At 57.7% G+C, this 19,843-nt stretch carries 21 protein-coding genes and 3 pseudogenes; 14 read left to right on the forward strand and 10 right to left on the reverse strand.

All coding sequences use genetic code 11. The annotated features are described in order from the left end of the window. From narH to ACM6IQ_RS28660, 10 genes and pseudogenes are all read left to right on the forward strand, one after another. Positions 1 to 1,539, forward strand: coding sequence for a nitrate reductase subunit beta (gene narH, locus ACM6IQ_RS28615; protein ID WP_010460230.1), 1,539 nt, complete (start codon positions 1 to 3; stop codon positions 1,537 to 1,539). 2 nt (positions 1,540 to 1,541) lie between these two features. After that, complete coding sequence (gene narJ / locus ACM6IQ_RS28620) at positions 1,542 to 2,297, forward strand: nitrate reductase molybdenum cofactor assembly chaperone (RefSeq protein WP_017338872.1); 756 nt, start codon at positions 1,542 to 1,544, stop codon at positions 2,295 to 2,297. Next, entirely contained in the window at positions 2,290 to 2,970 is a 681-nt protein-coding gene (gene narI / locus ACM6IQ_RS28625) for a respiratory nitrate reductase subunit gamma (protein WP_017338871.1), read from the forward strand. The genes narJ and narI overlap by 8 nt, the downstream gene beginning before the upstream one ends. A 10-nt stretch (positions 2,971 to 2,980) precedes the next feature. Further along, the gene (locus ACM6IQ_RS28630) at positions 2,981 to 3,940 is read left to right on the forward strand and encodes a peptidylprolyl isomerase (protein WP_414880440.1); all 960 of its coding nucleotides are present in this window, start codon (positions 2,981 to 2,983) and stop codon (positions 3,938 to 3,940) included. 25 nt (positions 3,941 to 3,965) lie between these two features. After that, a complete protein-coding gene (gene moaA, locus ACM6IQ_RS28635; protein ID WP_414880441.1) occupies positions 3,966 to 4,958 on the forward strand; it encodes a GTP 3',8-cyclase MoaA in 993 nt (330 codons plus the stop codon). A gap of 263 nt (positions 4,959 to 5,221) precedes the next feature. Then, positions 5,222 to 7,237, forward strand: a complete 2,016-nt coding sequence (locus tag ACM6IQ_RS28640; RefSeq protein WP_017338868.1) for a ribonucleoside triphosphate reductase — start codon at positions 5,222 to 5,224, stop codon at positions 7,235 to 7,237. A gap of 32 nt (positions 7,238 to 7,269) precedes the next feature. Next, entirely contained in the window at positions 7,270 to 7,437 is a 168-nt protein-coding gene (gene nrdD, locus ACM6IQ_RS28645; protein WP_017338867.1) for an anaerobic ribonucleoside-triphosphate reductase, read from the forward strand. Positions 7,438 to 7,460: 23 nt separating this feature from the next. Then, positions 7,461 to 8,129 (forward strand): anaerobic ribonucleoside-triphosphate reductase activating protein, encoded by a 669-nt coding sequence (locus tag ACM6IQ_RS28650; protein ID WP_414880442.1) that lies wholly within the window; start codon positions 7,461 to 7,463, stop codon positions 8,127 to 8,129. 93 nt (positions 8,130 to 8,222) lie between these two features. Then, positions 8,223 to 8,750 (forward strand): annotated as a pseudogene (locus ACM6IQ_RS28655) (MCP four helix bundle domain-containing protein); the annotation flags it as partial. A gap of 387 nt (positions 8,751 to 9,137) precedes the next feature. Beyond that, the gene (locus ACM6IQ_RS28660; protein WP_370655155.1) at positions 9,138 to 9,842 is read left to right on the forward strand and encodes a methyl-accepting chemotaxis protein; all 705 of its coding nucleotides are present in this window, start codon (positions 9,138 to 9,140) and stop codon (positions 9,840 to 9,842) included. Positions 9,843 to 9,875: 33 nt separating this feature from the next. Here the strand turns inward: ACM6IQ_RS28660 and ACM6IQ_RS28665 are convergent, their stop codons facing one another. The 5 genes from ACM6IQ_RS28665 to ACM6IQ_RS28685 form a co-directional block, all read right to left on the reverse strand. Further along, complete coding sequence (locus ACM6IQ_RS28665; RefSeq protein ID WP_414880443.1) at positions 9,876 to 11,255, reverse strand: 4Fe-4S binding protein; 1,380 nt, start codon at positions 11,253 to 11,255, stop codon at positions 9,876 to 9,878. After that, positions 11,243 to 12,097, reverse strand: coding sequence for an FTR1 family iron permease (locus ACM6IQ_RS28670; protein ID WP_031318930.1), 855 nt, complete (start codon positions 12,095 to 12,097; stop codon positions 11,243 to 11,245). Before ACM6IQ_RS28670 ends, ACM6IQ_RS28665 begins: the two co-directional genes overlap by 13 nt. Positions 12,098 to 12,119: 22 nt before the next feature. Then, the gene (locus ACM6IQ_RS28675) at positions 12,120 to 12,452 is read right to left on the reverse strand and encodes a cupredoxin domain-containing protein (RefSeq protein ID WP_017338862.1); all 333 of its coding nucleotides are present in this window, start codon (positions 12,450 to 12,452) and stop codon (positions 12,120 to 12,122) included. Beyond that, on the reverse strand, positions 12,453 to 12,983 hold the full coding sequence (locus ACM6IQ_RS28680; RefSeq protein ID WP_017338861.1) for an iron transporter: 531 nt from the start codon (positions 12,981 to 12,983) through the stop codon (positions 12,453 to 12,455). It lies immediately after the preceding gene. 87 nt (positions 12,984 to 13,070) lie between these two features. Next, positions 13,071 to 13,409 (reverse strand): hypothetical protein, encoded by a 339-nt coding sequence (locus ACM6IQ_RS28685; protein WP_017338860.1) that lies wholly within the window; start codon positions 13,407 to 13,409, stop codon positions 13,071 to 13,073. 157 nt (positions 13,410 to 13,566) lie between these two features. On the opposite strand from ACM6IQ_RS28685, the gene ACM6IQ_RS28690 reads away from it, so the two are divergent. Further along, positions 13,567 to 13,821, forward strand: a complete 255-nt coding sequence (locus ACM6IQ_RS28690; RefSeq protein ID WP_017338859.1) for a DUF3079 domain-containing protein — start codon at positions 13,567 to 13,569, stop codon at positions 13,819 to 13,821. A gap of 255 nt (positions 13,822 to 14,076) precedes the next feature. On the opposite strand, the pseudogene ACM6IQ_RS28695 reads toward ACM6IQ_RS28690, so the two are convergent. Continuing rightward, positions 14,077 to 14,355: pseudogene (locus ACM6IQ_RS28695) on the reverse strand (tryptophan-rich sensory protein); the annotation flags it as partial. Between the two features lie 83 nt (positions 14,356 to 14,438). Between ACM6IQ_RS28695 and ACM6IQ_RS28700 the strand changes: the two are divergent. Then, positions 14,439 to 15,218, forward strand: coding sequence for an SDR family NAD(P)-dependent oxidoreductase (locus ACM6IQ_RS28700; RefSeq protein ID WP_414880444.1), 780 nt, complete (start codon positions 14,439 to 14,441; stop codon positions 15,216 to 15,218). A gap of 429 nt (positions 15,219 to 15,647) precedes the next feature. On the opposite strand, the gene ACM6IQ_RS28705 is transcribed toward ACM6IQ_RS28700, so the two are convergent. From ACM6IQ_RS28705 to ACM6IQ_RS28720, 4 genes and pseudogenes are all read right to left on the reverse strand, one after another. Further along, on the reverse strand, positions 15,648 to 16,100 hold the full coding sequence (locus ACM6IQ_RS28705) for a PAS domain-containing protein (protein WP_017338856.1): 453 nt from the start codon (positions 16,098 to 16,100) through the stop codon (positions 15,648 to 15,650). A gap of 72 nt (positions 16,101 to 16,172) precedes the next feature. After that, a pseudogene (locus tag ACM6IQ_RS28710) lies at positions 16,173 to 16,353 on the reverse strand (alkene reductase); the annotation flags it as partial. Between the two features lie 207 nt (positions 16,354 to 16,560). After that, positions 16,561 to 16,971, reverse strand: coding sequence for a hydroxyisourate hydrolase (gene uraH / locus ACM6IQ_RS28715; RefSeq protein ID WP_017338855.1), 411 nt, complete (start codon positions 16,969 to 16,971; stop codon positions 16,561 to 16,563). Between the two features lie 10 nt (positions 16,972 to 16,981). Beyond that, on the reverse strand, positions 16,982 to 17,485 hold the full coding sequence (locus ACM6IQ_RS28720) for a GlcG/HbpS family heme-binding protein (RefSeq protein WP_414880504.1): 504 nt from the start codon (positions 17,483 to 17,485) through the stop codon (positions 16,982 to 16,984). Between the two features lie 150 nt (positions 17,486 to 17,635). On the opposite strand from ACM6IQ_RS28720, the gene ACM6IQ_RS28725 reads away from it, so the two are divergent. Further along, the gene (locus ACM6IQ_RS28725; RefSeq protein ID WP_017338853.1) at positions 17,636 to 18,307 is read left to right on the forward strand and encodes a heavy metal response regulator transcription factor; all 672 of its coding nucleotides are present in this window, start codon (positions 17,636 to 17,638) and stop codon (positions 18,305 to 18,307) included. Then, positions 18,304 to 19,674, forward strand: a complete 1,371-nt coding sequence (locus ACM6IQ_RS28730) for a heavy metal sensor histidine kinase (protein ID WP_031318923.1) — start codon at positions 18,304 to 18,306, stop codon at positions 19,672 to 19,674. Before ACM6IQ_RS28725 ends, ACM6IQ_RS28730 begins: the two co-directional genes overlap by 4 nt. Positions 19,675 to 19,843 lie beyond the last annotated feature (169 nt).

Genomic DNA, 19,843 nt, shown 5'->3' on the forward strand with positions numbered 1-19,843 from the left:
ATGAAGATTCGCTCACAAATCGGCATGGTTCTGAACCTGGACAAATGCATCGGTTGCCACACCTGTTCGATCACTTGCAAAAACGTCTGGACCAGCCGCGAAGGCATGGAATACGCCTGGTTCAACAACGTCGAATCAAAACCCGGGATCGGCTACCCGAAAGAATGGGAAAACCAGGACAAGTGGAAGGGCGGCTGGATCCGCAACGCCAACGGCACGATCAACCCGCGCATCGGCGGTAAATTCCGCGTGTTGGCGAACATTTTCGCCAACCCGGACCTGCCGAGCCTCGACGACTACTACGAACCGTTCGACTTCGATTACCAGCACCTGCACACCGCGCCGCTGGGCGAGCATCAACCCACCGCGCGTCCGCGTTCGCTGATCTCCGGCAAGCGCATGGAAAAAATCGAGTGGGGCCCGAACTGGGAAGAAATCCTCGGCACCGAATTCGCCAAACGTCGCAAGGACAAGAACTTCGACAAGATTCAGGCGGACATTTACGGCGAGTACGAAAACACGTTCATGATGTATTTGCCGCGCCTGTGCGAGCACTGCCTCAACCCGACGTGCGCGGCGTCGTGCCCGAGCGGTGCGATCTACAAGCGTGAAGAAGACGGCATCGTCCTGATCGACCAGGAAAAATGCCGTGGCTGGCGGATGTGCATCAGCGGCTGCCCGTACAAGAAGATCTATTTCAACTGGAAAAGCGGTAAGTCCGAGAAATGCATCTTCTGCTACCCGCGTATCGAAGCCGGGATGCCGACCGTTTGCGCGGAAACCTGCGTCGGGCGCATCCGCTACCTCGGCGTGCTGCTGTATGACGCCGACCGCATCAGCGAAGTGGCGAGCACCGCCAATGAGCAGGACCTGTACGAGAAACAACTGGAGATCTTCCTCGATCCGAACGATCCGGCAGTGATTCGTCAGGCCCTGGCCGATGGCGTACCGCAATCGGTGATCGATTCCGCTCAGCGTTCGCCGGTCTACAAAATGGCCGTGGACTGGAAACTCGCGCTGCCGCTGCACCCGGAATACCGCACCTTGCCGATGGTCTGGTACGTGCCGCCACTGTCGCCGATCCAGAACGCTGCCACTGCCGGCACCGTCGGCATGAACGGGGTGATCCCGGATGTCGACAGCCTGCGTATTCCCCTGAAGTACCTGGCGAACCTGCTGACGGCGGGTGATGAAAAGCCGGTCAAGCGTGCGCTTAAACGTTTGCTGGCGATGCGCGCCTACAAACGTTCCGAGCAAGTCGACGGCGTGCAGGACCTGCAGGTGCTGGCGGATGTCGGCCTGAGTGTGGCCCAGGTCGAGGAGATGTATCGCTACCTGGCAATCGCCAACTACGAAGACCGCTTTGTGGTACCGAGCGCCCACCGTGAAGACGCTATGAGCGACGCCTTTGCCGAGCGCTCCGGTTGCGGTTTCAGCTTTGGTAGCGGCTGCAGCGGCAGCTCCGACACCAACATGTTCGGTGCGAAGAAAGCCAACCGCCGCGACATCCTGAAAACCGTCCAGTTGTGGGAGGAATGAGCATGCAAATTCTCAAAGTGATTTCGCTGCTGCTCGATTACCCGACCGAGACACTGATTGGCGGTCGCGACGAACTCGAGCAAGCGATCATCCAGTCACGGGAAATCAGCCCGAAGCAACGGGGTGCGTTGTTCGAATTGTTGGAGTTGATCTGCGCCAATGACCTGATGGATGGGCAGGAACACTACGGTGCGCTGTTCGGTCGAGGCCGCTCGCTGTCGCTGCTCTTGTTCGAGCACGTGCATGGCGAATCCCGCGATCGCGGCCAGGCGATGGTCGACATGATGGCGCAATACGAAGAAGCCGGTTTTGCCATCGGCGTCAAAGAGCTGCCCGATTACATCCCGCTGTACCTGGAGTTCCTGTCCACCCGCGAAGACATCGAGGCCCGGGAGGGCCTGGCGGATGTTTCGCACTTGCTGGCCTTGCTCGCCGCACGTCTGGAAGAGCGCGAAAGCGCCTATGCCAGCTGCTTCCGGGCGCTGCTGCAAATTGCCGGGGCCGAGCCGCATCAAGCGGTGGCCGACCTGCGGGCGCAGGTGGCGGCGGAGCCGCGCGACGACTCCCTGGAAGCCCTCGACAAGATCTGGGAAGAGGAGGCCGTGGACTTTCTCCAGGCCGAACAGCAGGACCGTTGCAGTGGACTGCCAAGCGCACCGGGCAAGGCCCGGGAAGAAAGCGCGGTGCCGTTGCACTGGGTGGATTTTCAGCATGAAGGGTTGGCCGCCGTGCCGGCCAAGGAGGTAGGCAATGTCTAAATGGAACCTGTTGTTGTTCGGGGTCTATCCCTACGTCGCCCTGGCGATTTGCCTGATTGGCAGCTGGGCGCGTTTTGATCTGTCGCAGTACACCTGGAAGGCCGGCTCGAGCCAGATGCTCAATCAGCGCGGCATGCGCGTGGCGAGCAACTTCTTCCACATCGGTGTGTTGTTCGTACTGGCCGGACACTTTGTCGGCCTGCTGACCCCTGCGTCGGTTTATCACCACGTGATCAGCACTGAGAACAAGCAGTTGCTGGCGATGGTGTCCGGTGGCTTCTTTGGTCTGTTGTGCCTGATTGGCTTGCTGATGCTGGTCAATCGGCGGCTGACCGATCCACGGGTCCGCGCCACGTCCAGCCCCTCGGACATTCTGATTCTGCTGGTGCTGCTGGCGCAGTTGCTGCTGGGGCTGCTGACGATCGTTGCGTCCACCGCGCATATGGACGGCTCGGTGATGGTGATGCTCGCCGATTGGGCACAGAACACCGTGTTGTTGCGTCCGGTGGAAGCAGCGGCGGCCATCGCGCCGGTTGGGCTGATCTACAAGCTGCATGTGTTTCTCGGTTTGACCCTGTTTGTGCTGTTCCCCTTCACCCGTCTCGTACACATGATCAGCGCACCGATCTGGTACCTGGGGCGCCGTTATCAAATCGTTCGTCAGAAGTACTGAGGAGACAATCATGTCAGGTGGATGCGGATGTGGTGGCGGTAATGGGGGCGGCGGTGGCTGCGGTTCTTCAAAAAAAGCGGAGGCCGTTCTCGACATGGCGCCGGTCGCAGAGGCGCAGTTCGAAGCGCTGCCGGTTGAGCCCGCAGGGGCCGATGACGCCCCGGCGCAGTTGATCGCCAGCAGTGAACAGGAGTGGCCGATCATCAGCGTCAACGAGGTGTCGATTACGCCGGAAGCGATGGCCCAGGAGCTGCAATATCACCCGGCCGAAAGCCGCGAAGAAGCGGTGTACTTGGCCGCCCGGGCACTGGTGATCCGCGAGTTGTTGCAGCAGCGCATTGCCGAACTCGGCGTATCGATGGAGATCGGTGCTGGCGAGAACGAAGAAGAAGCGGCCACTCGCTTGTTGCTCGAACGTGAGGTGAAGGTGCCGCAGTGCGACGAGGAGTCGAGTCTGCGTTACTACGAAAACAATCGCGGGCGCTTCCACAGTGCTCCGTTGCTTGCGGTGCGGCACATCCTGCTCGAATGTGCGCCGGACGATGTCGAGGCGCGCAGCCTTGCGCATGTTCAGGCGGAAATCCTGCTGCAACGTCTGGATGAATTCCCCGGCACTTTCGCCGAACTGGCGGTGAACTATTCGGCCTGCCCGTCGAAGGCCCAGGGTGGTTCTTTGGGGCAGATCAGTAAGGGCCAGACCGTGCCTGAACTGGAACGTCAGTTGTTCACTCTGGCACCGGGCCTGGCCAGCAAACCGCTGGAAAGTCGCTACGGCTGGCATGTGGTCAGTGTCGATCAGCGGATCGAAGGCATGCCGTTGCCCTATGAAGTGGTGTCGACGGCGATTCGCACGCAGTTGCAGCAAGGCGTCTGGCAAAAAGCCCTGGTGCAATACCTGCAAACCCTGATCGGTGCGGCGGATATTCGCGGTATCCATCTGCAGGGCGCCGACTCACCGCTGGTGCAGTGAGCATCAAGGTAAACCGGGAGATGTGATGAACGCTGTAATGCAGGATGGCTTTGGACGGCAGATTGATTATCTGCGGATGTCGGTGACGGACCGCTGTGATTTTCGCTGTGTGTATTGCATGGCGAAAAACATGACCTTCCTGCCGCGTCAGCAGGTGCTCACCCTTGAAGAGTTGCAGCGTTTGGCAACGCTGTTCGTTGGCCTGGGTGTACGCAAGATTCGCCTGACCGGCGGCGAGCCGCTGATTCGTCCGGGCATTGTCGAACTTTGTCGCAACATCGCCGCGTTGCCCGGTTTGCGCGAATTGGTGATGACCAGCAACGGCTCGCAGCTGGGCCGTCTGGCCCGGCCGTTGGTCGATGCCGGGGTGAAGCGGATGAACATCAGCCTCGATAGTCTGGACAGGCAGAAGTTTCGCGCGATCACCCGCATTGGCGATCTCGATCAAGTGCTCAACGGCATTGAGGCAGCACGGGACGCGGGGTTCGAGCGGATCAAACTCAACTGCGTGGTGATGAAGGGCCGCAACTTTGATGAAGTCCCGGCGTTGGTGCAGTACGCCATCGACCAGCGCATCGATATCAGTTTCATCGAGGAAATGCCCTTGGGCGATGTCGGGCGTTCCCGGGGTGAATCGTTTTGTTCCAGCGACGAGGTTCGGTCGCTGATCGCCAGCCAGCATCGGTTACTCGACAGCACTGAAAACAGCGGCGGACCGGCACGCTATGTGCGACTGGAACGCCATCCGGAGACCCGGATCGGTTTCATCTCACCCAACAGCCACAACTTCTGCGGCAGCTGCAACCGGGTACGGATGACCGTTGAAGGGAAGCTGTTGCTGTGTTTGGGGCAGGACGATGCCCTGGATTTAAAAGGATTGCTGCGGCGTTATCCGCTGGATGATCAGCCCGTGATCAATGCTGTGCAGAAGGCCTTGCGCGGCAAGCCGTTGCGCCACGATTTCAGCCCCGAAGGGGAGGTGCAGATTGTACGGTTCATGAACATGAGTGGCGGTTGAGCTGATCTGTAAAACACAGCAAATCAATGTGCGAGCGAGCCTGCTCGCGATAGCGGTAGAACAATCGACATCAATGTTGAGCGTGCTGCAGTCATCGCGAGCAGGCTCGCTCCCACATTAGATTTTCTTCTGCCGTCATCGGACGTTTTTTCGCCGGGAAATCTTGATGTCGATCAATTGCAGATCAGCCCTTTGTCCGTAGTCTTCACTGCATGTTGTGTTTATTTATCTATAAACATCTATATGTAGTATCTGGAGGCCAAATGCAAAGCACGCTGATCGCAGTAGGATGTAACCGCTTGCACAAACGCGATGGCAGTCAGGTCGCCTTCGATGCCGACAAAATCCGTCAGGCATTGATCGCCGCCGGCAAGGCGACGGGGGAGTACGCCGAGGTTGAGGTCGAAGGCTTGCTCAACGCGGTATTGGCCAGGCTCGAAGGTTTGCCAAGACTCCATGTCGAGCAAATCCAGGACCGCGTTGAACGGGTGTTGATGGACGCCGGATATTTCCTCGCCATGCGTGCCTACATCGTCTACCGCGAACAGCACGGGCGCTTGCGCCGCGACCGCCGGACCATGGTCGAGGTGGCGACTTCGATGAACGAATACCTGGACCGTGAAGACTGGCGGGTCCAGGCCAACGCCAATCAGGGGTATTCACTGGGCGGACTGGTGTTGAACGTGTCGGGCAAGGTCACTGCCAACTACTGGCTGGACGAGGTGTACAGCGAGGCCATAGGCCAGGCCCACCGTGAGGCGGATTTGCATGTGCACGACCTCGACATGCTCGCCGGTTACTGCGCCGGCTGGTCGCTGCGCACCCTGTTGCACGAAGGGCTCAACGGTGTGCCGGGGCGTGTCGAAGCCGGTCCGCCAAAGCACTTGAGCAGTGCCTTGGGGCAGATGGTGAATTTTCTCGGCACCCTGCAAAACGAATGGGCCGGCGCCCAGGCATTCAGCTCGTTCGACACCTATCTGGCGCCCTATGTGCGCAAGGATCAACTGAGTTTTCAGGAAGTGCGCCAGGCGATCCAGGAGTTCATCTACAACCTCAACGTACCGTCACGCTGGGGCACGCAGACGCCATTTACCAACCTGACCTTCGACTGGGTTTGCCCCCAGGATTTGCGTGAGCAGATACCCGTCATCGGCGGTGAAGAAATGCCGTTTGCCTATGGTGACCTGCAAGCCGAAATGGAGCTGCTCAACCGCGCTTACATCGAAGTGATGCAGGCCGGCGACGCGAAAGGGCGGGTGTTCACCTTTCCGATCCCGACCTACAACATCACCCATGACTTTCCGTGGGACAGTGAAAACGCCGATCGTCTGTTCGAGATGACCGCGCGGTACGGCCTGCCGTATTTCCAGAACTTCCTCAATTCTGACCTGCAACCCAATCAGGTGCGCTCGATGTGCTGCCGTTTGCAGCTGGATGTGCGCGAGTTGCTCAAGCGTGGTGGCGGCTTGTTCGGCTCAGCGGAACAGACCGGGTCGCTCGGCGTTGTCACCATCAACTGCGCTCGGCTGGGCTATGTGTTCAAGGGTGATACCAGCGGTTTGCTGCAGCGCCTGGACACACTGATGGAACTGGCGATGGAAAGCCTGGAGGTCAAGCGCAAGGTGATTCAGCACCACATGGATGCCGGTTTGTACCCGTACACCAAGCGATACCTCGGAACCCTGCGCAACCATTTTTCCACCATCGGCCTCAACGGCATGCATGAAATGCTGCGCAATTTCACCGGCGACGAGGAGGGCATGCACACCGAGCAGGGCCGCCAGTTCGCTTTGAAGATGCTCGATCATGTGCGCGCCACGTTGCTGCGGTTCCAGGAAGAAACCGGCCACATGTACAACCTTGAAGCGACGCCGGCCGAGGGCACGACTTACCGCTTCGCCAAGGAAGACCTCAAGCGTTACCCCGGCATTCTCCAGGCCGGCAGCGTGCAGGCGCCGTATTACACCAACTCCTCCCAACTGCCCGTGGGCTACACCGAAGACCCCTTCGAGGCGTTGGAACTTCAGGACGAACTGCAATGCAAATACACCGGCGGTACCGTCTTGCATCTGTACATGGCCGAGCGGATTTCCTCGACCGAGGCGTGCAAGCAACTGGTGCGCAAAGCCCTTGGCCGCTTCCGCCTGCCGTACCTGACCGTGACCCCGACGTTCTCCATCTGCCCGGTGCACGGCTACCTCGATGGCGAGCATGAGTTCTGCCCCAAATGCGACGAGGTCTTGCTGCTGCAAGAACAGAAGCTCGGCACCGTTCATTGATTTCGATCCACTCAACCGCAAGGAGCTTCACCATGACTGCATCGCAAACACTGCCCCAGGCTCAACGTCAACGCTGCGAAGTCTGGACCCGGGTGATGGGCTATCACCGCCCTGTGTCGGCGTTCAATCCAGGCAAACAGTCGGAGCACCGCGAGCGGGTGCACTTCACTGAAAGCGCGGCACTGGCCGGGCGCCAGTGAGTCGAACGCTACGGGTCGGGGGCATGGTGCCCCTGACCACTATCGACTATCCGGGACAGCTCGCCTGCGTGCTTTTTTGCCAGGGTTGCGCCTGGCGTTGTCGTTACTGCCATAACCCGCAGTTGATCCCGCCTCGTGGCACAGACGAAGTGGATTGGCGGCGGGTGCTGGCGTTTCTGAAACGGCGTCAGGACCTGCTCGATGCGGTGGTGTTCAGTGGCGGTGAGCCGACCCTGCAGGACGGTTTGCTCGGCGCCATGGAGGAGGTGCGGGCGATGGGATTTCGTATCGGTTTGCACAGCGCCGGCATCAAACCCGCGGCGTTCGCCAAGGCACTGGTCGGGGCCGATTGGGTCGGTTTCGATGTCAAGGCGTTGCCCGAGGATTGCCAGGCGATCACCCGGGTCGAAGGCAGCGGAACGGCCAACTGGCGCAGCCTTGAGCATCTGCTGGCCAGCGGTGTCGACTACGAATGTCGCACCACCGTGCATTGGCATCTGTTTGAACCGGTGCGTCTGCTGATCCTCGCCAAGCGCTTGAGCGAACTCGGCGTCAAACGCTTCGCCGTGCAGTTGGTCCGCACCGAGCGGATGTTCGATCCGCTGCTGCCGAGTGTTTCGGCACAAGCCTTGCTACCTGACTTATGGGAAACCATGCGCGAGCTGTTTCCCGCTTTCGTGTTACGGGGGTAACCGTGGCTGCGAATCAACGTTTAACGGTGACATCCATCATTAGGTTTTCAAATGCGCTGCCAATCGGCAGGTATCAAACAGGGAGCATTTGATATGGCCAAATTAACGACAGCACAACGTATCGTCATCGGCTTTGCCATCGCGCCGTTGGCGCTGATGGGCATGGCGTTTTATGCGTTGCACGATCTGGCAACGCTCAAGGAACAGGCGGTAGTAATCGTCAAGCAGGACTGGCCGAAGATCGATCCGATCATGGTCATCGCCACCGGCGTGCGTGATAACGCCAGGAACACCCGGGATCTACTGATCGATAAAGATAATCAGCAGGTGCAGCAGTCAATCGACGCTACCAAGAAACGGATTACCAAGGCACTCGATACGCTTGAACCATTGTTCTATTTGCCAGAGGGCAAAACCGCTTATGCCGCGTTGAAGAAGAATCGTGAAGCCTACGTGGCGGCGTTCACTCAAGTGCAGGTGTTGATCCGGCAAGGGGCTTTCGATGACGCCATGGCACAGCTGAAACAAAAGGTCGTGCCGGCCGAACGCGAGGTTTATGGCAGCCTGGATCAGTTGATGGCGCTGCAAGGCAAAATATTCGCCGACCGGGAGCAGTCGGCGCAGGCACTGTACAGCGATGCCCGGCGCAATATGCTCGGGTTGTTTTTGTTCTGTGTGGCGCTGGTCATCGCCGCGGCGGTGATCGTCACGCGCAGTGTGACCCGTCCATTGGGCGGCGAGCCGGATGATGCCGCACGGTTTTTAAGTCAGATCGCTCAAGGCGACCTGACGATTCAGGTACCCGTGAACTCAAGTGCCGGCGGCAGCGTGATGATGAACATGCATCAGATGCAGCAAAGTCTGAATGCCATGGTCAGGCACATCGCGATGTCGGTGGACCAGGTGGCCAGTTCCTCCGAAGAGCTGAGTGCGGTCAGCAGCCAGACCAGCAGCAACCTGCAATTGCAAGGGCTGGAGATCGAGCAGGCGGCCACCGCCGTGAACCAGATGACCGCGGCGGTCGATGAAGTGGCGCGCAATGCGGTCAGCACCTCCGAGGCCTCGCGGCAGTCCGAGCAAACCGCGCAACGCGGGCGTGAACAGGTTCAGGAAACCGTGGTTTCAATCGGCGCACTGGCCGATGGGGTCACCGACACCTCACAGCGCATCGAGCAACTGGCGGGCCGGGTGCAGGACATCAGCAAGGTGCTGGACGTGATTCGCAGCATCGCCGAGCAGACCAATTTGCTGGCCCTTAACGCGGCCATTGAAGCGGCTCGTGCCGGTGATGCCGGACGCGGTTTTGCCGTGGTCGCCGATGAAGTACGCGCCCTGGCGCATCGCACTCAAGAGTCCACCCAGGAAATCGAGCAGATGATCGGCAACATTCGTCTCGATACCGGGCATGCGGTGACGGCCATGCAAAGCAGCAGCAACCTGGTGCGGGCCACCCTGGAAGTGGCGCAACGGTCGGGCGATGCATTGGATGAAATCACCCGGTCGATCTCGCAGATCAACGAGCGCAACATGATGATTGCCAGCGCTACGGAGGAGCAGGCATTGGTGGCGCGTGAGGTGGATCGCAATCTGATGGGGATTCGCAACTTGTCAGAGCAGGTCTTGCTGGGTGCCCAACATACTCACACCGCAGGTCACGATTTGGCGCAGATGGCCGGGGCGCTGCACCAGACGGTGGCGCGTTTTAAAGTCTAGGTAATTCGGGTTGGTGGTTGTGGATGAGGGCGCTCAGGACCAGCCCCAGAACTGCAACCACCAGTCGAACCCTACCAAGCCGATGGCGAGTAGCAGGCAAGTGCTGCCAGCACAGCGACGAACCTGGGAAAGGCCTTCGCGGTCCAGCCGTTTCCAACCCAGCAACAGGCTCCACCCCATCGCGGCCATTAACAGACAAGCCCTGGCCGGTTGTACCCACTCCAGTAGCAGACCTTCATAGCGCAGCAATTTCACCGTTGTGGCCGACAGCCCGAGAAACAATCCCGCACCACCCAAGGGCGTGAGTGTCAGCGCCAGGGGCCAATACAGTGCAGGATCTTGCGCCAGTCGAGCCGTCAGGCGCAGAAGGATCATCAACGCTGTGCCCAACACCATCGAACTCAAACTCAAGTAAGCGACGATGCTGAAACCGTCGAGCCAGCTGAAGCTGTCGTTGAGCTGCGGGTAATGGGTCAGCAGCCACCAGGGCGCGTTGTCCTCAAGGGCCCAGAGTTGGTCGTGTTCGACCAGCCATTGGGCGAGGGTTTGTTTAAGGGCAACGAACCATGGACTGACCGTCCACTGAAACGCACCCATGGCCAGACCGATAACGCCGAACAGCAATAAGCGCGCGTCCCACGGTGAAAGCGTCTGCGCCGTCGCACGAAGAATCTCTTGGTTGCTGGAGCGCGCGATCAGCTGAACCGAGCCGCGTTGTCCGCTGCAACGTCCGCAGGCATGGCAGTCACTGGCGCCTCGCATACGACGGATATCGAGCAAGGGCGCGCAGTTGGGCGGCGGCAGGCGTGGCACGGCGTTTTCCATCCAGCGTTGTTCGTCGACCTGAAAATGCACGGGCGCCAGTCGGGCGAGCAGGGCGAAGACGCCGCTGACCGGGCACAGGTAACGGCACCAGACCCGCTTGCCCCGGGCGAACAGCAACCCGACGACGACCGCGGCGACGGTCGAACCGCCAAGAATCAACAGCGCCGCCAGGGCGTAGTCATAGACGCTGATCAACTGGCCGTAGAGGGTTGTCAGGCAGAACGCCAGGGTTGGCCAGCCACCCCAGCGCAACCAGCGCGGCACACCCAAACCTTTGCCGTAATGGCTGGCCCATTCGCTGAGTGAACCTTCCGGACAGAGAACGCCACACCAGAGTCGTCCGAACAGCACGATCGACAACAGCACGAACGGCCACCATATGCCCCAGAAAAAAAACTGCGCGAACAGGGTCAGGTTATCGAACAGCCGTGCCTGGCTGTCCGGCAGCGGCAACACCGCCGGGATCACCAACAGCAATGCATAGAACAGAACAACGGCCCACTGCACGGCACGGATGACGGGCGCGTGACGACGCATGCCGTCGCCCAGGCGCTGCAGCCATTGATTGCGGCAACTCAGCTCAGGCATGGGACTTTTTCCACAGCACGCTGGCGCAGCCAACCGCCGACGGTCAGCCAATAACCGGCCAGCACCAGTAACGTCATGCCGCTGGGCGTCGCACGATAACCGGCAAAACCGGCAAGAAAACCACCCAGTCCATGGCTGTCGCTGAGCAAGGCACTGCTGTCCCAAAGCGCATCACCAACGAGGCTGTACATCACCTCCGGTAAATCCATGGCGAGTAATTGGCCGCCAATTCGCTCGGTACCGCTGACCAGCAACGCCGCGCCGAGTACCAGCAAAACAGCTTCGCTGATGGCAAAGAATCGCTGCCACGAGATGAACCGGCGACTGCTGTGCAGCAGGGCAATGGTCAGCGCCGACAGCACCAATCCCATTGCGCCGCCGACGGCAAACAAACCGAGCTGCGGACCTCGCAACTGAGCACCGGAGCCATAGAGAAAGACTACCGTTTCACTGCCTTCGCGGCTGACGGCGAGCAGGGCCAGCAGTAACAGACCCGCGCCACCTTGCCGAGCCAGGTGGCTATCGGCGTGTCGTTGCAAATCGTGCTTGAGCGTGCGCCCGTGGCGGTGCATCCAGCCGACCATTTGCACGATCAGCAGGCTGGCCACCAGCGCAAGTGCAGCCTGGAACCATTCACTGGCTGAACCGCTCATGGCCTCACCGGCAAACAGAATCAACACCGCCAGCAGGCCCGAAAGCATCAACCCCAGCACGACGCCTGCCCACAAGTACTTCGCCAGTCGATCACCCTGATGCTGCTGACTGACCCAGGCCTGGAGAATGCCGATCACCAGCAGCGCCTCGACGCTTTCGCGCCAGACAATGAACATTGATTGATTCATGAAAACTCCGTGTTTGAACGGCTTATTTCGCGAGGATGCCGCCCTCGGGCAGTTGTGGATTGAACTCGTCGAAGAAGGGGTAGTGGCCGGGCCTGAGCGGGTGAATGACCACGAAGGTTGTCACGCCCGGCGACAGTACTTTTTCAACCCGCAATGGCGTGCTCTCGAATTCGGCTGGGCCTTGGCCGATATTTTTCAGGATGATCTTGAAGCGCTGACCGGCCGGAACCTCCAACAGGGCAGGAGTGAAGTGGCCATCGCGCAGGCTGAGTTCATAGCTGGGTAATTCGGCATAGGCCGTGAACGGCGCCACTGCTCCGGCAAGCATCAGCCAGGCAATCTCCAGGCGCTTCATTCAATAGCCGCCTTTTTTACCAATGCCGGCGTAGATGAACTCGTAGTGCAATTCGCAGCGTTCAAACCAGGGGGCTACGCCGGTTTCCTTATCGGTATGACGGCCAAGGGACCCATGACCGCCGGGTGGCAGGACGGTGAAGGTCAGCTGATATTTGCCTGGGCCGAGCAGCTTTACATTGTCGCCATAGTGCGGGCCGTCATTGGCGACCATGGCGTGGAAATCGCCTTTGAGTTCGTTCTCGCTGCCCTGTTTTTTCAGATTGAACGAGACATTGAGGTAAGGCACGAAACTGCCTTCCTGAAAGCCCTGTCGATTGTCCGCCGTGGCGCGAATGTCGGCTTCCAGATGCACATCGGAATCCGCGGTGGCCCGCATCATTCCGGCAGGTGCCATCTCGATTGGCTGCAAATACACCGCCCCGACTTCCAGCCCAGGACACAACTGTGGCTCACCGATCGGGTATTCCTTGGCGTGAGCCAGCGGTGTGAGCAAGAGCAGGGCAAGCGAAAGCGACAAGGGGGTACGCATAATTTCTTCCTGGGCATTGACGAGTAGGAGCCCGAGTCTAGGAAGCTTTGCTGCGAACAATAATGATTGGCATCAAGTTTCGAGCAATTAAACCGATGGCACATCACTCTGGCGAAATCGCTGGGCGCGCTCGACGGTGTGGGTCATCTGTTCGGCTGCGTGAATGGTCAGCGGATGCTGGGTAAAACCGGGTCTGGGGGATATGTAGGTGGCCATCTCCCGAGCAACGGCGAGCTGATGTTCCGAGCCAGTGGCCAGCAGGGCGATGACCAGGTTTTCAAGGGCAATCACTCGGACACGCAGATGAACCAGTTCGGCGTTCGTCAAGGCGGGCGGAGCGGTAAACGTTTTGTCATCGAGAGATGTTGCGGCATCTTGATCGTTCCAAGTTGATAGGCCGCTTGAGAAAGGATTTTTATTGAGCATGAGAGACGTCTCCAAGTCTATTAAAGCGTTAGCTTAGCCCCGGGATTGCGAAGGAGGTGAGCGCAGTCGCCCGATGTCGATTCTTGATGCGTATCAAGGCTGACTTTGTGTAAGGGCTGTAGGTTGGAGGAACGCCTCCCAAAGACCGGAGATCGGCATGGCTAAGAACTTCCCTATCAACCCCAAACACCCCGAACGGATCTGTTGGGGGTGCGACCGGTATTGTCCGGCGAAGTCCCTAGCCTGTGGCAATGGCTCCGACCGTACGATGCATCCGGCCGAACTTTTCGGCGAGGATTGGCACCTGCCTGGTGACTGGGGTATCGAGAAGCTCATCACAACTGACAAACCGACATATGATGCAGCGGACACCTCATTGATATCCGAAAAGACCCCATCTGGATCTACCTGACACCAATATCTGAACAGTAGGCGAGGCTCGATATTTCCGAAATATTGATCCACGATGCTCGCGGGGGGCACGGCCAATTTAGGTTCTGGCCATTGCTGGGCTAAAACACCTAATGGTTCGCCAGATGAATAAACAACCCATGGCATCCGCTTTGATGATGCTGGCGTCTACGGCAAAGCCTTCACCTTTGACCAAACCTGCGTCCATGCAACCACGCAGCACTTCATTGAATAGCCAGCCTATCGGGATTGAGCATCAGCACTTATTGCTTAAGGTAGAAAGATTCAACGCCGCTGCGATATAAAGCCAAACAAGGTAAGGAAACAGGATCAAGACAGTAATCACGTCAAACTGCGATGCCATCACCACCATCGCATCGGCCACAACCCAGAGTAGCTTCAGGATCACCATGCCGGCGAAAATGTGGTGAGCGCCTAAAGACACCAGTGTCCATAGCGTATTAAGGGCAATCTGCTCCGCTCATAAAGCCAGCACCGCCTGACTTCCAGGAACCAATGTCAACCGGTACCCGGCCTGATCACAAATTCCCGAATCACCGGCGTTCATCGGCTGTTTTGCTATCGTGCATTAAATTTGTGATTACAAAGAGATAAGAAATGGCGATTCCAATGTGGCAAGGTCAAGTCGCTCTGGTCAGCGGTGCGGGCAGTGAAAGTGGTATTGGTCTGGCGATCGCCCGACGCTTGGGCCGCGAAGGCGTGCGAGTCTTGATCACTGCCAGCAGTGCGCGGATCCAGCAACGTGTCGCCGAGTTGCAGGCTGAGGGTATAGACGCTCGGGCGATGACAGCCGACCTGACTGACGAATTGCAGGTCAAGAAGCTGACCGATTGGGCTTATGAGCAGTTCGGTCATATCGACATTTTGGTCAATAACGCCGGTATGGCTATGGTCGGCAGCCCGGAACCCTTCGTTCAAGTGGCTGACATGGATTTGGCGACCTGGAATCTATCTCTGGCGCGCAATCTGACCAGCGCTTTTTTGCTGACTCGTGCGGTGTTACCTGGGATGAAGACGCGCGGTTACGGACGCATCGTCCACATCAGTTCGACGTCAGGTACACGCGGCAGCAATCCAGGTGAGGCGGCTTATAGTGCGGCAAAAGCAGCGATGGTCGGGATGAATATGGGCCTGGCGCTGGAAGTCGGTAAACGGGGCATCACCGTCAATAGCGTTGCCCCAGGCTGGATTGATACGGGGGCATTGACAGAGGAAGAAAGCCGCGCCGGTACCTACACTCCAATCGGCCGCGCCGGTCGTCCAGAAGAGGTTGCCGCTGCAGTGGCGTTTTTGGCGTCTCCGGAAGCCAGCTATATCACCGGTGAAGTGCTGGTGGTGGATGGCGGTAATTGTCTGATCGAAAACAAGGCGCCTTGACGCTAGCTTGGACTGCTGTCTTGTAGTGAGCCTACTATTTAGCGAAGAAATCAAACGCGCAGATGCTGGCTGGCCTTAAGCCCGATGCTAGTTACGCCAGTGTTGAAATAGTGACTCGGATTGAGCGATTACTTTCAGGAGCTTTTATACCAGAACATCCGTGCAGCCCAGCCATCCTTACGCACCACGTCTTGTCTGTCGATGACGTATGGCATAGGTATACGCCAAACTTGGCGAAAGGCCAGGCCATTGGCATATCGCCGGATAGCTGGAATGGGTCATGACCTTGTGCACCATCTGATTACGATTACGGCTGTGTACGAGTTCTAGCGGATCATTGCGAGTGAGAACTCACCAGTCCCTGGTTCAGAAACAGGGACGTTTTTACGAGTGGATACTGGATCGTTAACCCATCAAGTGCGGATCCATCTAGGCTTTAGATTGAAATTGAGCCAGTTGAGTCTTCAGTTGTGCGACCTCAGCTTCCAGTTCACGCACTCGTTCCTTGGCCTCAACTTCGACGCTGACGTCCTTCTGGATACCGATGAAGTAGGTGAGTTGATCGGTGTCGTTGAACACTGGGGTGATCGACAGTTCGTTCCAGAAGGCGCTGCCGTCCTTGCGATAGTTGCGAATGACTTGGCGGCAGGGGAGCATGTTCCTTATCGCCTCGCGAATTACTGTCAAACCAGCTTGATTACGGTCGTCACCCTGCAGGAAGCGGCAGTCCTGGTACAGGATGTCGTCAACGCTGTACCCCGTAAGGCGCTGAAAGGCGGGGTTGGCATAGATCAGGATGTTTTCGTCGCCTTCCTGCTCTGCTACCACGATGCCGTCGTTGGATGCTTCAACCACCAGTTTCAGCAGTTCTGCGTCGATCATTTTCAGAGCCCCAGTGAGTGACATCTCATTTTTAGCGGTTACCCGCCATACACGGAGTAATCAGTATAACGTACGGCCAAAAGCGACAAGGTCGGCCAGTCCTGAATCCAGCAACTGCGTAGCGCTTTGTGCACTGTAACGACTGGCGTAGATGATCAGCCCCGCTGAAAGTACTACGGAATCCGCGACGGAACGATTCCGGCATCCGTGGTGCATTATCCCAGTCCGCTGCGGCGATGGAGAGGTATCTCAGGGGGGGATGAGTGGCCCGCTATTCGTGTTCAAGGATCAGAAAGGTGCTGTCACCGGCATCACCTCCTGTAACGTGAGCCAAGCCTGAGGAGTGAGCGTGGTCATCGCTGAAGGTTTTGATGCCGAAAAGTTAAGCGACAGTGCCGCCCTTTTGATTAGGGGCGGCTGTCTTCACCTTCGGACGGTATCCATTGGTATCGCTTAACGATCAATTTCCTCGGTATGTGGAGAAACCGTAAGGGCTCAGAAGCAACGGGATGTGATAGTGAGGTACGGTACCGTCCACCTCAAAAATGACGGGTACCTCCGGAAAGAAACTGGACGTTTTGTGCGACTTGAACCACTCGCCAGTCTTGAAGGTGACACGGTAGGTACCTTTCTCCAGACCCCGACCTTCCGGATACAGCCCGGTGATACGACCTTGCTCGTTGGTTTTCGCGCTGTTGAGCATGTCCCAGTCTTTCCCATCCTGTTTTTCCAACGTGACATTGACTCCAGGGGAGGGCAGGCCATCCTGCAAATTGAGTACATGCACGCTCAATGGATTCGTTGCCGCTGATGCAAAAGCTGAAAGGGCACTCAATACAGCGCCAGCGAAGAAACTCTTCAATACAGTCATGGTGATGTCCTTAGTTTTTAACGGCAGGTAAAACTTTGTTGATAGCGACCTCTGCACAACCTTCATCGTTTGCAGCGCCGCCTGCACCGGCCACCCCGATGGCGCCGATGACCTGACCATCGAATTTCAATGGCACGCCTCCACCGAGCAATAACAACTCATCGAGGGTGTTAAGGTTTTCAGCATCTGGATTAGCGCGAGCGCGCTCAGCTAACAACCGCGTCGAAGTCTTGGTCGACAGGGCGGTATAGGCTTTGCGTTGCGCGGCTAACGTGTTGTGCGGGCCGACATTGTCATCGCGTTGCACGGCAACCAGATTGCCGCCACGGTCGACAACTGCGGCAACGGCTGTGCGGCCATCGGCGTGACAGGCGGTCAGCGCGGCCGTTAGCAAATCGTTGGCCATTGCAAGTGACACGTCCTGGCGCTGCGCAACCTGATCCGGAGCTGCAACGGCGAACGCAGAGTTCATTGCGAGTGTGATCAGCAATGAAGTCGATAGGCTTGTACGCATGCTGTTCCCTTGGTTGGTTGAGTCTGTCTGGGTCATTGCCAGACATCATGACCAGCTCGCTCCGTCAGAATGATTACCTCCTGATTACCAATATGTAATGTGAGAAATCAGCGAAGCGGGCTAGCCTGTGCGCCAGTCCTGGAGGAAAAAATGCGTATCCTGGTGGTTGAAGATGAAACGAAAATGGCGGATTACCTGCGCAAAGCCCTGACTGAATCGGGCTATTCGGTAGAGATCGCTCTTGACGGCCTTGATGGCCAGCATTTGGCACAGGAGAGTGAGTTCGATCTGATCATTCTGGATGTCATGTTGCCGGGGTTGGATGGCTGGCAATTGCTTCAAATCATCCGGCGTAAGTGCCAGACCCCGGTACTGTTTCTTACCGCACGTGATTCGGTTGATGATCGGGTCAAAGGGCTGGAGTTGGGGGCTGATGATTATCTGGTGAAACCCTTTTCTTATGCCGAGTTGTTGGCACGCGTACGCACTTTGCTGCGCCGTGGTCCGCCTCGCGAGGTGGAGCATTTTGTGGCTGGTGACCTTAGTCTGGACTTGTTGCGACGCAGGGTAACGCGCAGCGGCGAGCGCCTCACCCTGACCAACAAGGAGTTCGCCCTACTGCACTTGCTGCTTAGTCGTGAAGGGGAGGTGCTCTCGCGTTCGCTGATTGCCTCACAGATTTGGCAAATGAACTTTGACAGTGACACTAATGTGGTCGATGTCGCCATCCGCCGACTGCGGGCCAAGGTTGATGATCCTTACCCGCTGAAGTTGATACACACAGTCCGTGGTATCGGTTACATGCTCGAGGTGCAATCCTGAATCTATATCCGCGCACTCTGAGCCTGCGCCTGGCCATCATGTTCGCACTGGTCAGCGTGCTATTACTGGGCTCCATTGGCTTTTATCTTTATCAATCGTTACAGCGAGAGATTGCATGGCGCGACGACCAGGCCCTGCTGGGACGCCTGGAGCGAATGCAAGCATTGATCAGCGATAGCGACAGCATCGAGCAACTGCGAGGTCGGCCCAAGCTCTACGAAAACATGTTGGGCAATCGCGACAGTCTGCTATGGATTGTCGATGACACCGGCAAGGTGTTGATCGAAATCAACCCGGTGGGTATGACCTTTCCAAAGTTGCCGGCTGCCCACCAGGCGCGCCTTGTTGAGGATCACTCTTCCGAGCCTGTGCGGCTTGCCTGGCAGGATGTCATGCAGGGTGATCGCGGCTTGACCCTGATCGCTGGCAAGTTGTTGGGTGAGCGCGAGCAGATGCTGGGGGTTTACCGACTCAGGCTTTGGCTGGCCATGTCAGTCGGAGCGCTATTGGCTTTTGCATTCGGTTGGTGGGTTAGTCAACGAGGCCTGCACCCTGTGCGCCTGCTGGCCAATCGCGCTGCCGCAATCGATGTGCAGCATCTGCATCTGCGGCTGGATGAGTTCAGTGAGCTGAATGAGCTCAAACCGCTCTGTAATGCCCTCAACCAGATGCTTGCACGTCTTGAGGACGGATTCGCCCAGCTTTCACGTTTCTCGGAAGACCTCGCCCATGAGATGCGAACCCCACTAGGCAACCTGATGGGACATACCCAACAAACCCTGAGGCGCAGTCGCTCTATAGAGGACTATCAGAACCTGCTGGTTTCCAATCAGGAAGAGTATGAAAGGTTGGCCCGCATGATCGACAGCATGCTGTTTCTCGCTCGCACCGAGCAGCCAAACGCTTGCGTAAAATTCGAGCAAGTCAACCTGCACGATCTGATCGAGCAGCTCTGTGAGTATTTCGAAGGGGTAGCGCAAGAACGAGATGTACAGCTGATAAACCAGACCCAGGATCAATTGCTGGGTGATCCAGGCTTGATCCGTCGAGCACTTGCTAACTTACTGGCGAATGCGCTGCGCTACGCAACTCCTACCTCTGCAGTGACGATCAGCAGCAGGGTTTTGGAGCACCGTCTCGACATCACGGTGCACAACCACGGCGAGCCGATTGCGGCAGAACATCTTCCACGATTGTTTGAGCGCTTTTACCGGTGTGACCCATCACGTAATCAACCCGACGATTCCGGTGGTCTGGGATTGGCCATCGTTCGTTCGATTATGCAACTGCATGGCGGTTGTATAACCGTTGACAGCACTGACGCAGGTACGAGCTTTCACTTGGAGTTTCCCCTTATAAACGCCTGAGCTCGAACCGAAGTTATTGCACACGACACAGCGAATGCTGGCAAATTGCCCTATAGTGAGTTTCGTTGCAGTGGTGAACATCTAGGAAGCAGCAAATGGGGCTCGAAAATTTTTCTTTCGATCACATGCGAAAGGGGTAGTCGCAGTGCAGAGCAGAAATCGTATCGGA

The organism is Pseudomonas sp. IT-P100, from assembly GCF_949767185.1.
In the GTDB taxonomy this organism is placed as follows: domain Bacteria; phylum Pseudomonadota; class Gammaproteobacteria; order Pseudomonadales; family Pseudomonadaceae; genus Aquipseudomonas; species Aquipseudomonas fluorescens_B.